Source organism: Psychrobacter sp. CX21 (assembly GCF_057396255.1).
In genome coordinates this window covers 1-15,687 of record NZ_JBXYJG010000006.1, presented here as the reverse complement: position 1 = coordinate 15,687, position 15,687 = coordinate 1, and the positions used below count along the sequence as shown (strand labels likewise).

Sequence of the window (15,687 nt, the reverse complement as noted above, 5' to 3'; positions counted from 1 at the left end):
AATTTGAAAAGGTGTTGAACTTAAATAGGATTAGAAAGTAGCTAATGGGCTAAGACTTAAGTTAAGCCACCCAGCGCAGTTTTAAAGTCGATAGGGTGTCGCTGTTATCGGTTTGGTTATCTAACTCAAGAATCACGGTTTTATTGTCTATAACGTCTTCATTAACACTTATGTTTTCAATTACTTCTATAAACTGTCTTTTCATCAGTTCAAGTACAGCGACAAAGCTGACCACTACGCCCAATCGTCCTTGACGGTTATCAAGTAGTTCTACAAATGAGCCTTCACCGCGTGCACTCAGCTGACGACTAATACTAGCGATACGATCCGATAATGGCACTGGGTCTACTTTAATATTATGCATCTGATAATCAGGCTTTAATTGCATCTTAAGCAGACTCTCTACTAACATCTCGGCAGGATAGCTGGGTAACTGTGCAGCCATAATTTCAGGCTCAGGCAAGCTAGTCATGGCTAAGAAAACGTCACGCTCAAGGCGTATTAAGGTATCAAGACGACGAGCGGCTTCTTTGATTTGAGCGTAATCCTCTAAACGTGAAATCAATTCAGCTTTTGGGTCACGCTCATCATCAACCTTCTCTGGAGCAGGTAATAGCAGCTCAGTTTTAATAGCAATTAAAGTAGAGGCCATCAGCAGATAGTCACCTGCCAACTCAAAATGATCGGCATCTAGCTCATCTATATACGCTAAATACTGCTCAGTTATCGGCAAGATAGCGGTATCTGTAATATCAAAATTATTCTTTTTTACCAGATACAGTAAAAAGTCTAGTGGTCCTTCAAACTGCTCTAACCAAATTGCAAACGCTTGAGGTGGGATATATAAATCCTCAGGCAATGATTGCACAGGCGTGGTATAGATCCGAACACTAAGCTCGTTTGCAGGAGTAGATTCAGAGTCGTTATCAATCTGTACTGCCTGCTGCTTCAAGTTCCCTGAGAGCGTATTCAAGTCCTTATTTACCTTAATTTAAGTGAGTGGAGTCGCTAATGATCACCCAACATTTACTTTAGCTTTGCCAATGGCTTAATACCAATAGCTCGGCGGGTCTTGTCCAGTTGTTTACGACTATAGCGGCGAGCTTTATCCGCCCCCATCTGTAGTATTTCTTCAAGCTCTTTGGGGTTGGCCATTAGCTCAAAATAGCGCTCTCGGAAGGGCGCAATTTCGCCATTGATCTTTTCAAATAGGATTTGCTTGGCATCGCCCCAAGCAATACCGGCTTCAAACTGTGAGCGTAAGTCGGCAACTTCTTCAGGTGTCGCAAATGCTTTATAAATCTCAAATATCACCGAATCGTCGGGGTCTTTGGGTTCCTCTGGTGCTTGTGAGTTGGTGACAATCTGCATCACCGCTTTGCGAAGCTGCTTTTCAGCGTCTATTTGAGGGTTGTATTCCCCAAATAAAGGAATGGTATTGCCATAACTTTTGCTCATTTTGCGACCGTCAAGACCTGTCAACAGGGGTATGTCATCATCAACGACTGCTGACGGTAGGGTAAATAAGTCTTTGTACTTATGATTGAAGGTGCCGGCAATATCACGCGCCATTTCAATATGTTGGATTTGATCGCGTCCGACAGGCACATGAGTAGCATTGAACATCAAGATATCTGCAGCCATCAAAACAGGGTAGCCAAATAGTCCCATGGTAATATTATGGTCAGCGTCGACATTGGCCTTCTCTAAGTTGGCATCAACCGCTGCTTTATAGGCATGAGCACGGTTCATTAGCCCTTTTGAGCAAGAACAATTTAAAACCCATGCAAGCTCAGGTATTTCGGGTACATCAGATTGACGATAAAACACGACTTTTTCTGGATCTAGACCGCAAGCCAGCCACGTTGCCGCAATCGCTTTGGTTGACTCATGAATTTGCTTGGGGTCATAGCATTTAATTATGCCATGATAGTCTGCTAAGAAGAAGAACGACTGGTCTTGCTCATTCAGGCGATTTTGTGAGGACTTGATAGCAGGGCGGATAGCGCCGACATAATTTCCCAAATGCGGGATACCCGTTGTTGTGACTCCAGTAAGAACACGTTTAGGTTGGCTGTCTGCTGAGGTTGTTTGGGTTTGATTGACGTCAGTGTGGCTCATAATGTTCCCGATTTATATAATAGCTTATTTGATTTATTATGGGTAAGGAGTTAATGAATTAAGGTTGATAGATAACTTTCAACGGATGAATAAGTTACTAAATATGTAATGCAACAGTATATCAAATCTTTGTAGTTTCCCTGAAAGAGAGTTCGAAAATTATCAAGCATAAGAGGTTTTTATCATCTTTCAACCCATTCCTAATTACTTATCTATCGATATTAATCTGATCTTTATGAAATTTTTAAGTTGATTATTTGAAATTTTTACATAATAATTGAGTGATATGGCGTACTTAAGGATAAAACGCTATTGCATACAAGCTATTACCTCTTCCTTCACCAACTCAATTATCATACTCCCTCAACTACGTAAGGATACACGTTATGGGCATGTTCGACTATAAAAACTACTCTATTGAAGAATCTACAAAACTTGTAGAAGATACCAGCAAACTGGCTGCATATACCAATTCATTTAGCTTTTTTAATTTCATTCCTGGTGTAGATGCCCTAAATTCACTTGGTGGATTATTAGGCGACTATTCTGCAAATACTATTGATGTCAGTGTTCCTGATGGATGGCGTGAGTTAACCTCTTCAGACTTTGGTGTCAGTAAAGATAGTGTCGATAATGCCGGCTATTTTACCATTCCAAGTCTTTATACGGGCACCGCATTGCCAGGACCTCAAGCCAAAATCTTTGGTCAGTATAATGATGCTGGAGAGTTAGTCCGTATTAATTTTAATGTAGCAGGCACTAATGCTCTAACAGACATACTTGACTATTTTAACCTGAATACGCGCGAGGGTGTTGAGCTGTATGAGCCTATTTTAGAGATGGTCCGTGATTTTGCCCTTGATAATGGGTTAGATGCTACTGATGTGGTATTTAGTGGCTATAGTTTAGGGGCATCTGTTACCAATGTGTTGGCAGCAGAGCGAGAAAATATTGTCGATGGCTTTTTTACCGATTCTGATTATATTGCGCATGCCGTGCCAACAATCTATGATAATGGTGATGTGGTCTTAAACGTCGGTTATGAAAACGATGTGACTCACCGTGTGACTGGTAACGAGCCTGATTTTATATCTGCCATTCAAGCTGCAGACCCTGGCCTTGTTAATCCGGATAAAGAGTTTAGTAGCTCTACTGACAACTTTGTGCTCTATAATGACGTATACGCGTCTTCTATATGGGATGTCAGCCCATTCTCTTTTATAAACATAGCAACCGGTTGGTATGCACATGTTAATGGCATTACTTCCGATGCCATTTCACGTGTTATCGACTCTTCATTTTATGATGATACTCAGCAAGATAGCACCGTGATAGTGTCCCAGTTGTCTGCCTCAAAACGAAACAGAGTTTGGGTAGAGGACGATTATGCGCCTACAAGCTCAAGCCACTTTGGCACCTCAGCTTTTTTAATTGGCACAAAGTATGGCGACAAAATAGCGGGTGGCACCAACTATGACTATATAGATGGTGGTCAAGGTGATGATATTATCAGAGCTGGCATCGGCGTTGATCATATCGATGGCAATACGGGTAATGACGAAGTACGAATAGAAGGGCGTAGTCGTGACTGGGACATGTACAAAATGTCCGATGACACCTTATTCTTTGTTGATAAAGATGGCATTAACTTAGTTGAAGCAGACAACGTGGAATCTGTCAGCTTCCAAAATGAGATATTCAGTCATTATTCTAATTACGACATTACCAACAGTGGCTTACAAGACAGTCGTTTCTTTATGAAGTGGTTTAAACGTGGTCAAAAAAGCTTTTTAGATCACGAAGAAGGCACTATCGGAGATGATGAGCTAGCTGGTCAAACTGTTTTCGCTCGTGAAGGTAACGATACTGTCACCGGTACTAGCCAGGCCGATATCTTACATGCAGGACGTGGCGATGATGTCATCGTGGCGATGGGTGGTAATGATCGTATCTATGGCGCTGAAGGCAATGATATTATTGATGGTGGTGCGGGAAATGATACCTTAGTCGGTGGCGTTGGCAGTGATACCTTTGTTTTCGATTCCCTATCTGGAAATGATGTCATCAAAGATTTTAACAATGATGCAGGTTATACAGACATGCTACAGTTCTCATCAGACCTATTTAGTGATGCCAGTGTGCTTAGCACTCAAACCAGTCAAAACGGTGACAATGTTTCAGTAGCGCTTGGCAATGACTATGTGTTGACGGTTGAAAACTGCATGGTTGATGACGTGTTAAGCTGTGCTGTCGTTATTTAAGACATTCTTATTTAAGTCAGTGTGGTTTAATTCAGAGGTTTAATCAGGTGTTAACTAACACGACACTATATGTTTAAACGTCCTTAATCTCATTAAATAAATAGTTTTATGATAATTTTATAGGGTCGCTGCTGATTAATTAGCAGCGACTTTAAAATTTAAAGGCTATACATAAAGACAGGTTAAACTAAACATGTAAAGTTAGACTAAAAAGATAGGTCAGTTGATGGGTGCTTATGTAGCCAACCGGACTGATACTGTCTGTTTATATTAGCATCTTACTTATAATAGTCAGTTCGTCCAGTTTCAGAATGTTTAAACCGTTTATGGAACCACATCCACTGCGTGGGCGCAATACGAATTAGGCCTTCAAGCATCTCATTAATGCTCGTGGCATCTGCGACTTCATCCTCTGTTGGATAATTTTCAAGTGGTGGGGTAAGCGTTATATGATAATGCGGACGTTTACCACGAGGTAATTTGTCAGGCGTTTGCCGATAACAGTGCATACCAATAAGTGCAGGTTCTAGATCAGAGCTTTTACCGATTTCAGCCAAGCGGCGCGGGGAGGTGATAGTAGCTGCAGGCACCCCAAAGAAGGGCGCCATAACCCCATGTTTTAAACCAAAATCTTGATCTACAGAGTACCACGCAATATTGCGTTCCCACAGACTCTTAACAAGACCGCGCATGTTGCGATAGCTAATCTGCTCTTCACACATATGACGCCGTGCATTGAAGACAAACCAATCCAGCAACGCATTATTTTGCGGACGATACATACAATGAAAGGGGGCAAACTGAGCGAATAATCGACCGCTTAGATCAAGCATGGTGTAGTGAGCACCCAATAGCAGAACACCGCGACCTTCTTTTTGAGCCTTTACGATGTGCTGAAATCCTGATATTGAAAAAGTACGTGTGAAGACATTAGGACGAAACCAAGCGCATAAGGTCTCAAAAATACCAATACCTTGATTGACAAAAACCTGCTTTGCCATGCGTTCACGATCTTCTGCTGACTTTTCTGGAAAAGCAAGTTTAAGATTAACTAACGTATCACGCTGTCTGCGCTTAGCAACTGTATAGACTAAAATACCCAGTTTACGACCTATCCAAAATTGAAAACGTAAGGGTAGATAAATCAAAGGAAGTATAAGTCCCAAAATTAGCCAAGTACTCCAATACTTTGGATGTAGGAATGACCATTCAAAAGGACGTTTGTTAGTCACGTAGGTTTGTTTGTGGTTTTCAGTGATACTTGGCATACCAGAAGGGATTGGTATAGGCTTTGGCTGACCTTGCCCAAAATTTTGACTGTTAATCGCACTCCCAGCTTTTGCTGATTCAGTATGCTTTTTTGTATCTTTTAAAGTGACTGTATTAATTTTGGTATGACCCGAACCTGTGTTTGACGGTTTAAACTGCTGAACAGCATTGTCCTCAGACGTTTTTGACGTCTGATTGGTAGTTCTTGATGCGGTGTGCTTAGCGTCTGTCATAATAAATATAATATTCAATATAGGGGTAGGAGTGACTAAAAATGCCTAATAGAAAACGATTTAACTATCTAGTTCATCCCACCGTTCCAATTTGCTCATCAATTCGTCATCAATCTTAGCGAGTCGTTCACTAGCCGCCGTTGCGGCTTTTAAATCAGTAGTAAACCAAGATCCATCTGCCAGTTTTTGCTGTAGTTCATTTTGTTCTTGCTCAAGCTTAGAAATCTGATTAGGTAAAGCATCGAACTCACGTTGTTCATTGTAACTTAGCTTGCGTTTAGCAGGTGTTGCTTCTTTGTCTTTAGAAACAACAGTGGTGTTCGTATGTTTCTTATTTTTTGACGCATTCGGTTTATTCAATTGAGCGGTTTCACGCAGCTTTTGAACTAAGTAATCTTGATAGCCGCCAACATACTCTTTAACAATGCCATTGCCATCATCATCTTGATCAAACACCCAAGTTGACGTAACCACATTGTCCATAAAGGCACGGTCGTGACTAATGAGTAAAATAGTACCATCAAAATTAGCCACCGCTTCTTCAAGTAACTCAAGTGTGGCCATGTCTAAATCATTAGTTGGCTCATCAAGTACCATAATATTGGCAGGTTTTAACAACTGCTTAGCTAGTAGCACTCGGTTTCTTTCACCACCTGATAAGGCTTTAACTGGTGTTCGGGCGCGCTCTGGTGCAAATAAGAAGTCTTGTAGGTAGCTCATTATGTGGGTTTTTTTACCACCAATCTCAATAAAGTCAGAACCTTCAGAGACGTTTTGAGCCACACTCGCTTCTAGATCTAACTGATCGCGCAGCTGATCAAAAAAGGCAATCTGTAAATTAGTACCTAAAGTGACGCTACCTCTTTTGATCACCTCATCATCAGACTCGCCTAAAATGGCTTTTATCAGAGTGGTTTTACCCGCACCATTAGGGCCAATAATGCCAATTTTATCACCACGAATAATAGTAGTACTAAAGTCATTAACCAGTACATTACCATCGTATTCAAGATGCAGGTTTTTAACTTTACAGACTAGCTTGCCACTCTTATCGCCGCTGGTCATGGTGATATTGACATTACCGACTTGTTCACGACGCTGCTGACGTTCTTCACGTAGTTTCTTTAAATCTCGAACGCGGCCCTCATTACGGGTACGACGCGCCTTTATCCCTTGACGAATCCAAACTTCTTCTTGGGCCAGTTTTTTATCAAAATTAGCATTATTTTTCTCTTCAGCCAAAAGCTGCTGTTCTTTAAGCTCTTGATAACGGGCATAACCGCGAGCCCCCTGAGTCACATCATAGCTTGAAAGCTTACCACGATCTAATTCGATTATGCGGGTCGCTAACTTGTCGACAAAAGCTCTATCATGGGTAACAAACAACAAGGTTAAACCTTGCCAGTCTTTTAAAAACTGCTCTAACCATTCGATACTGGCGACATCTAGATGGTTGGTTGGCTCATCAAGCAAAAGAATATCCGGCTTAGTGACTAATGAGCGGGCGAGTAACACACGGCGTTTTCGTCCGCCTGACAATGAAGACAAATCATCTTCAGGGTCAAGTCCCATAGTAGTTATGATCTGACGAGCTTCTCGCTCTAAATCCCATCCATGAGCGGCATCAATATCATGTTGCAGATGCGACATGTCTTCACAGGCATCCATATCGCCTGAAGCACAAGCATCCGCTTTTTGGTTATAGGCAATTAATAAGTCTGCTATTTTTTTATCTCCGCCCATAACGATGTCTAAAATACGTCCGTTAGTTTCAGGTACGTCTTGTTCGAGCATGGCCACTTTGACGCTGCTATTGATGATAACTTCACCACCATCAGGTTGGATTCTTCCATCAATAAGTTTAAATAGCGTAGATTTGCCTTCGCCATTACGTCCAATGAGACAAACACGCTCCCCAGCTTCAATACTTAGATTGATACCATCAAGTATGGGGGCAATGCCGAAAGCCAGATGTACATCTTTTAAGTTAATAAGTGCCATATATATAAAATTACCACGGTGTATTTAATTAAGGATTACATGTTAATATTGGATACAGTATATCATGCGGCTATACATTGATTGCTTTAGTTATATTAATATAACGTATACCTCACTCTCAACTTATTACAATCCATTGTAGGCTGATGCTTTTAGCCCAGCGAAACGTATCTATTAATTTTATATGCTGGTCTAAAGCTACAGCCTACGCAATGTGTTGAGAGTAAGGTAATATATTGTGTTCGCATAGAAATCATTGAAAGCCGGGGCGGTGAATTTATTTCAGCAACCGTGTATTAGCTTTAAACCGAGAAGCCATCATTTATGAGTAATGTGCCTTATGAGTAATGTACCTAGCCTACCATCTAGCATCAACTTAGCTAGTACTGATTCAACCAGCAACGATTCAGATGACCGTAATACCATTATGGATTTGCAGTCTAAAGTCGCGCATTTAGAATTATCTGTTGATAGCTTAGATGAGGTTATCGCTCGTCAAGACAAACAAATTCAAGACATGCAGCGACAACTGCAATTATTATATGGTCAGATAAACCGTCAAAGCGAATCAAGCATTGCGCATTTTGATCCTGCATCTGAAGTACCCCCTCACTATTAGGGTCTGATCCGAATAGCTACCTTTATCTTCACTGCTATGAATAATCACTAAGTTAAAGGAGTTTAATGATAAGTTTAATTGTATCAATATGTTGCAATTGAATTAACACTTGAGTAATATTAGCGTTAGCTTAAAAGCCGAGATTAATATTTCTATATTATCTATTTTTTGAGTGTTCCTATCTTTATTATTTATTCACTATTTAACACCTATATCCGTTCTTAAAATGGACTTTGGAGACATCTATGTCGATAAACTCAAATATTAAATTGCTAGTGACTGCTATTGCTACATTTTCTGTTGCAAGCGTTGCATCAGCTGCAGGATTAGATCGTTCAGGTCAAGATACTACTGCATTTTTTCAAGACGGTACGTATGCCGAAGCCAGTTATGCTTACATTGATGCAGATATCACTGGTAAAGATATTTATGGCAATAAAGTTAAAGATATTGCTGAAGATTATGACTTCTTCCGTTATGGTGTAAAAGCAGACATCAATGATACCTTTAGTATTGGTATTTTATATGATGAGCCGTGGGGCGCTGCTGCTGATTATCAAGGTGATAACGCCTTTATCGCCCCGCCGTCGATTTATGCAGATAAGGTCATTCAATCTCAAGGGCTAAGCCTTGGTAATACACCAATCACTAATGTCGCTGGGTTCAAACAATATGTAAATGTGGTAGCAAGTTCTGTTGGACAGCCAGGTGGCGCAACTGTTGCTGATGTTACTCGTTTAAGAGGGCTTGAAGCTGTACTTGATGGCGTGTTATCTAGCAATGATGAAACCAATGTGGAGGTACGTTCTGAAAGTATTACAGGCATTTTAGGCGTGAATTTTGGTCAAAATAAAGAGTTTCAAGTTTATGGTGGTCCCGTTGCTCAGCGTTTAACTGCAGAAGTACATTTGCGTGGGGATGCTTATGAGACTGCAACGGCTTACGACTTAAACGTTAATCCAGATACAGATTATGGCTGGATTGCAGGTTTTAAATACAGCAAGCCAGAAATTGCGCTAAAAGCAGCTTTAACGTATCGCTCTGAGATCGATCATGATGTCACGGCGGCTGAAACCTTTCCTTTAGCGGCATTAGTGGGTACTTCTCCTATCCAAACCAATGATATGAAAATTACGACGCCAGAGTCCGTTAACTTCGATTTCCAAACGGGTATTAATCCTACTACCTTAGCTACGGCAAGAGTACGCTGGGTGCCATGGGGTGATTTTGCTATCACACCGCCTTTATATAATGGCGTAACCAAAACTTCGGGTCGATTCGGTCCATCAGGATTGAATCTTGTAGATTATGAAGACGATCAATGGCTAGTTGAATTAGGCTTAGGTAAACGTGTTGCCCCTAATTTAGCAGTTTCAGGTTCAATAGGCTGGGACAGTGGCGCAGGCAATCCGACCACTTCTTTAGGACCTATTGAAGGCTATTATAGTGTGGGACTTGGTGCCAAGTATGACCTAAATAAAAACTGGGCCTTATCAGCAGGTGGTAAATATTTGATGTTTGGTGATGCAAAAGGCAGAATACCTAGCGGTTCAATTGTTAGTAAATTCGATGACAATGACGGATTCATAGCGGGTGTTAAATTGTCTTACCAAGACAAATAAGCTTTTAGGGCAAGGTTGCCTAAATACGCTTATAAATGTAGACATTTAAGTCACTACTTATTGATTTTATCAATTTCAATGTCTTATCAATGTTTTATAAAATAAGCGGCTCTGGGGCCGCTTTTTTTATGGACAAATACAAATGCTTTGATTGATATCACTCCAAACTTTAACTATGATGACAACAGTTGTCAGATTTAAACTCATGTTTAAATCAGTTTAAATGGTTAGCCTTTTTATTGTTTTAAACGCCTTATATAAGGTGTCTTAATTTGGACCGCTGGATTATCAAGTACAGGATGTACCTAATTCTTTACTACAAATGTTTATATACATGAAATAGAGAATAATTTTTCATAGAGAGTTCCAAATGTTCAAAAAATCCCCTTTATCAAAACTTACCTTAGTGCTTATTGCACTGTCTTTGGCATCATTGTCACATTCTGCTGGTCGAGATCGATCAGGTTAGGATACAAGTGCTTTTTTCCAAGATGGTACCTATGCTGAAGCCGTCTATACGTATTTAGATGTTGATGTCAAAGGTGTAGATACTTCTGGTAATAAAACTGGTGATATTGCCGATGAGTATGACTTTTTCCGTTATGGGGTTAAGACTGATCTTGATGACACCTTTAGTATAGGGGTATTATATGATGAGCCCTTGGTGTAGAAGTTGCCTATCGCGATTCAAGTAACTTTGTGGCAAATGGCGCTAGCGATGCGGCTGGTTTTCAAGATCGTATAGATGCTATTGTCGCACAGGCGGGTAGTCTGCAAAATGTAGTAGCCGCTGGATTTATAACTGCAAGTCAAGCTGCTCTACTCCAAGGCAGCGCGCTTGCTGCTAGCCAATCAACAGCGGGTAGCGGCACGGTTGTCAGTGTGCGTACCTATGGGTTAACTGGCATATTAGGAGCTAAGTTTGGTCAAAGCAAAGAATTTCAGGTATATGCTGGGCCAGTCTTTCAACGTGCAGAAGGCGAGGTTGAGCTTCGTGGTATAGCATATGGACCATTTAATGGCTATAACATGACCACTATGCCCGATCGTTCAACAGGCTGACTCGCAGGTTTTGCCTATACAAAACCTGAAATAGAGGGAGCACAAGTATGCTACCTTTTATATTGACCAGTACTTTTTCATTGGGCAACACCTTTTAATTGAAAGGTAATTTAATTGATACTTATAAACACTAATTATAGACAGTATTAACCATCATCAACGTGATAATAAAGCGTTCATTGTTATAATGACTTTTGACTATGGTGTATTTTTATATTATAAGTAGATAGCTTAATTAAGTTATATCACTAGGGACACGCCCTAGTATTACGGCAAAGGAATGCCACACACTGAAATGTTTATGTTTTATACATGACGCATTCGGTGACTATTTTTAAGGAGGAACACAAATGTCTCAAAATTTTCCAATCTCTAAACTTACTCTTGCTATCTTATCCTTACCCGTAGCTTCTTTTACTCATGCTGCCGGCCTTGATCGATCTGGTCAAGATATCAAAGGATTCTTTAATGATGGTACCTATGCAGAAGTTGACTATGCCTATATAGATACTGATATTTCAGGCTATGATAACGATGCTAATATTTATGGGGTATCGGCAGACGAAGATTATATAAAAGGTGGCCCAACTGGCAACATGACGCAAGATAGTTATACCTTTATGCGTTATGGTGTTAAAACAGACATAGATGATGCTTTTAGTATTGGTGTTTTTTATGATGAGCCTTGGGGCGCCGAAGTTGAATATGAAGGCAATAGTAAGTTTGTTGGACAGCCTGGTAAGCAAAATATAGTCAGTGGCAAACTGCAGATTGGCTTTCAAAGTGATCTTATAAACCCTCAGCTTAATAATCCTAATTATAAAACAAACTCAAAAGTGTCTGTACATACAGAGTCATGGACGGGACTACTTGGCTATAAAGCAGACGGCTTACAAATTTTTGGTGGACCCGTTCTTCAAAAAGCCAAAGCGAACGTCAGACTCAGCGGGCAAGCTTACGGACCCTTAACTGGTTATGATGCAAGTATTAACACTGATTCGGCAGTCGGTTGGGTGGCTGGTGTGGGATATAGTGTTCCAGAAATTGCATTAAAAGCGAATCTTACCTACCGCTCTAAAATTGAACATGAAGCGCCTGTTGCAGAATATTTACCAATTGCAGGTAGTGCTATTAGTGGATTAGTTGTGAGTCAACTTCCGCCATCAGTAAGTACATCACCTTTGATCACGGATGCGGTTGCAAATGGAGGTAGAGGGGTTAATGAAGCAAACGTTAAAACCCCTGAGTCTGTTAATCTTAATTTCCAAACTGGATTGAGCGAGAAATACCAGCTTCTAGGTACACTTGATGTACGCTGGGTGCCGTGGAGTGACTTTTCTATTGTGCCACCATTATATAACGCCTTATCAAAAGCCTCTGTCGATGATCCAGATGGATTACCATTAATTGCATATGGCGAAGATCAATGGAAAGTTGATGTTGGGCTGGCTAAACGATTTAATGAAAGGTTGGCAGGCTCTATAGTTGTTGGTTGGGACAGCGGCGCAGGTGATCCAACGAGCACATTAGGAACCATTGATGGTTATTATAGTATTGGCGGTGGTATGAAGTTTAATATGACCCCTGAGTGGGCTATTTCTGCCGGTGGTAAATATTTGAACTTTGGTGATGCAACGGGTGCGTTACCTAATGGAAGTACGGTAAGTAAGTTTGAAGATAACGAGGGCTATATAGCTGGCGTTAAACTGTCTTATCAAAGTTTATAACTCATACAATATTATAATTTTATTTTAAAAAGCTTACTTATGAACATTAGTGGGCTTTTAGTTTAAAGAGTTGCCTGTTAAATTCTATAATTCTGAATTAAAATTAATCATTGTGCTATTATGCGGTTAAGTTACTTTAACCTTTTAAAAATCAATACATAACACGTTTAGATGGATAATAATTTTGTATGTATTAAATAAAATATGTTACAAATTAAATGTCCTAACGGGGCATTATTTTCAAAAAACTTTATAAACTATTGTATTAACTGTTATATTAATATTTAATAGTACTCAAATTATCAATTCCATAATTTAGTTTTGAGCTTTAAGAACCAATTATTTTAATGGACTATTATCATCTTTCATGGAGGAAGACTAATGTCATTTCAGCAAACTTCTATTGCACCTATCTCATCGCTTTCATCAGCAAAAAAAATCAACACGCCTTTAAAAGCTAGTGTGGTACTGATTACGTCAGTTCTCTTAGCTGCTTGTGGCGGTTCAAATAGTGACCCCTATGTCAATCCACCTACAACGACTATTCCAGGTGGTGGTGGTGAAAACGGCGGCGGTGAAAACGGCGGCGGTGATAACGGTGGCGGTGATAACGGTGGCGGTGATAACGGTGGCGGTGATAACGGTGGCGGTGATAACGGTGGCGGTGATAACGGTGGCGGTGATAACGGTGGCAATGAAAACAGTATCAGCGATGAAGAACTACAAGCCTTAAAAGCAGAATTAGAGAGTGCTAAACAAGAAGCAGCTGCACAAAAAGAACAAGCGGCAGCAGAAAAAGCGAAAGCGGACGCCGCGGCAAACGAAGCGGCGCAAGCTAAAGAACAACTAGTAGCGGCGCAAGAAGCGCTTGAAGCAGCAGAACAAGCCTTAGCAGATGCTCTAGCAGGCGGCGGTAACACAGACGCCCTACAAGCAGAAGTAGAGCGTCGTCAAGCAGCTCTAGAAGCGGCGCAAGCAGACCAAGCAGCAGCCGAGCAGGTAGCAGCAGCAGCACAGCAAGCCGCGGAAGAACAAATAGCGTCAGCGAATCAAGCCACGACAGAGGCACAAGAAGCACAGACAGCCGCACAGATTAAGAATGATCCAGAAGCTGATAAATCTGGTGTGCAAACTCTGAACGTTGATGTCGTACCACTTAACAAAGTATTTAACACCACAACTCGTGATTTTAGCGCTGATGAGAATAGTGTCGTTGCACGAGCAGATTTAGCATCGGAATCAGCGCCAGGTGCAGCAGATGGTTTACTAGGTGCACTAACAATCACAACCTCAGGAGAGAGTGACACAGAAATAGCTGGTACCAATGGCTTTATGAGTCATGAAGACAATGCAGTAGTAGGCGCACTAGGCCAAGAGCTGCCGCTAACCTATACCTCAACGTATAAAGACTTTGGCGATGACATGCGCATTGGTCATATTGATGGTAAAGCGGAATTTAGTGGTTTAGAGCTACCTGTCAATGGCGCAGCAGTGATTGGTAATGCCACCCAAGAGGCGAATGTACCAACAGAAGGGACAGCAGGTTATACCGGTGATGCGACGCATCGCATGCTTGGCATAGGCAATGCTATTGAATTTGGATCATCAGTATTTACCGCAGACTTTGTCGCGAAGACGCTTGATGGCACCTTAAGCTTTGATAATGTAGGGGATATCAACCTAACTGCCAACATAGCAGGCAATCAATTCTCAGGCAGCGAAGGAGACTATACGACTGACGGTGGGTTCTACGGCGGTGATGCTCAGTACCTAGGCGGTGTATATACCAGTGCAGACGCCCAAGGTACTTACGGTGCTAAATCAGACACCCAAACCGCAGCAGAAGCAGCCGCGACAGCTGCGCAAGACCAAGCAGAAGCTGCGCAAGCAGCAGTTGCAGCCGAACAAGCCAAAGCAGAAGCTGCGCAAGCAGCAGCAGAGCAGGCACAAGCCGAGGCAGCAGCCGCGCAAGAAGCCTTAGCAAGAGCCGAAGACGCCTTAGCCAATGCAGGCGAAGGTGGAGACGGTGGACTTGCAGCTGCATTAGAACGAGCAGCGGCAGCAGAAGCGGCGCAAGCAGCAGCCGAGCAAGCTGCGCAAACAGCGAAAACAGCGGCGCAAGCAGCGACAGAAGCACAAGCAGCAGCAGAACAAGCGCTTGAGGCTGAGAAAGCAGCAGCAGAGCTTGCCATAGGGGAAGCGCAAGAAGAAGCACAAGCGGCAGTAGCAGCAGCAGAAGCAGAGGCCAAGGCAGCTCAAGAGCAGGCAACAGCAGCACAAGCGCAACTTAAAGCGACTCAAGCAGAAGCCGAAGAGATAAAAGCTCAAGCAGACGCAGCCGTAGCCGAAGCAAACGAACAAACACAGTCAGCGCAGCAAGAAGCAGCAGCAGCGCAGCAAGCAGCCCAAACTGCACAAGAACAAGCGGCAGCAGAAAAAGCGAAAGCGGACGCCGCGGCAAACGAAGCGGCGCAAGCTAAAGAACAACTAGTAGCGGCGCAAGAAGCGCTTGAAGCAGCAGAACAAGCCTTAGCAGATGCTCTAGCAGGCGGCGGTAACACAGACGCCCTACAAGCAGAAGTAGAGCGTCGTCAAGCAGCTCTAGAAGCGGCGCAAGCAGACCAAGCAGCAGCCGAGCAGGTAGCAGCAGCAGCACAGCAAGCCGCGGAAGAACAAATAGCGTCAGCGAATCAAGCCACGACAGAGGCACAAGAAGCACAGACAGCCGCACAGATTAAGAATGATCCAGAAGCTGATAAATCTGGTGTGCAA

At 42.0% G+C, this 15,687-nt stretch carries 10 protein-coding genes; 6 read left to right on the top strand and 4 right to left on the bottom strand.

Annotated elements, in window-relative coordinates:
• Positions 1-61: 61 nt before the first annotated feature.
• The gene (locus AC2SLP_RS05040; RefSeq protein ID WP_486535645.1) at positions 62-931 is read right to left on the bottom strand and encodes a segregation and condensation protein A; all 870 of its coding nucleotides are present in this window, start codon (positions 929-931) and stop codon (positions 62-64) included.
• 95 nt (positions 932-1,026) lie between these two features.
• Positions 1,027-2,121, bottom strand: a complete 1,095-nt coding sequence (trpS, locus tag AC2SLP_RS05035) for a tryptophan--tRNA ligase (RefSeq protein WP_486535549.1) — start codon at positions 2,119-2,121, stop codon at positions 1,027-1,029.
• 386 nt (positions 2,122-2,507) lie between these two features.
• Between trpS and AC2SLP_RS05030 the strand changes: the two genes are divergently transcribed.
• On the top strand, positions 2,508-4,382 hold the full coding sequence (locus tag AC2SLP_RS05030) for a calcium-binding protein (RefSeq protein WP_486535548.1): 1,875 nt from the start codon (positions 2,508-2,510) through the stop codon (positions 4,380-4,382).
• Positions 4,383-4,660: 278 nt separating this feature from the next.
• Here the strand turns inward: AC2SLP_RS05030 and AC2SLP_RS05025 are convergent, their stop codons facing one another.
• Together AC2SLP_RS05025 and AC2SLP_RS05020 are read right to left on the bottom strand one after the other, a co-directional pair.
• Complete coding sequence (locus AC2SLP_RS05025; RefSeq protein ID WP_486535644.1) at positions 4,661-5,650, bottom strand: LpxL/LpxP family acyltransferase; 990 nt, start codon at positions 5,648-5,650, stop codon at positions 4,661-4,663.
• Positions 5,651-5,944: 294 nt separating this feature from the next.
• The gene (locus tag AC2SLP_RS05020; protein ID WP_486535547.1) at positions 5,945-7,885 is read right to left on the bottom strand and encodes an ATP-binding cassette domain-containing protein; all 1,941 of its coding nucleotides are present in this window, start codon (positions 7,883-7,885) and stop codon (positions 5,945-5,947) included.
• 340 nt (positions 7,886-8,225) lie between these two features.
• Between AC2SLP_RS05020 and AC2SLP_RS05015 the strand changes: the two genes are divergently transcribed.
• The 5 genes from AC2SLP_RS05015 to AC2SLP_RS04995 form a co-directional block, all read left to right on the top strand.
• Entirely contained in the window at positions 8,226-8,504 is a 279-nt protein-coding gene (locus AC2SLP_RS05015; protein WP_486535546.1) for a SlyX family protein, read from the top strand.
• Positions 8,505-8,749: 245 nt separating this feature from the next.
• A complete protein-coding gene (locus AC2SLP_RS05010) occupies positions 8,750-10,126 on the top strand; it encodes a hypothetical protein (RefSeq protein WP_486535545.1) in 1,377 nt (458 codons plus the stop codon).
• A 699-nt stretch (positions 10,127-10,825) separates the two neighbouring features.
• Entirely contained in the window at positions 10,826-11,188 is a 363-nt protein-coding gene (locus tag AC2SLP_RS05005) for a hypothetical protein (RefSeq protein WP_486535544.1), read from the top strand.
• Between the two features lie 350 nt (positions 11,189-11,538).
• Complete coding sequence (locus AC2SLP_RS05000; protein WP_486535543.1) at positions 11,539-12,915, top strand: hypothetical protein; 1,377 nt, start codon at positions 11,539-11,541, stop codon at positions 12,913-12,915.
• 381 nt (positions 12,916-13,296) lie between these two features.
• A partial coding sequence (locus AC2SLP_RS04995) for a transferrin-binding protein-like solute binding protein (RefSeq protein WP_486535542.1) occupies positions 13,297-15,687 on the top strand: 2,391 nt, incomplete at its 3' end.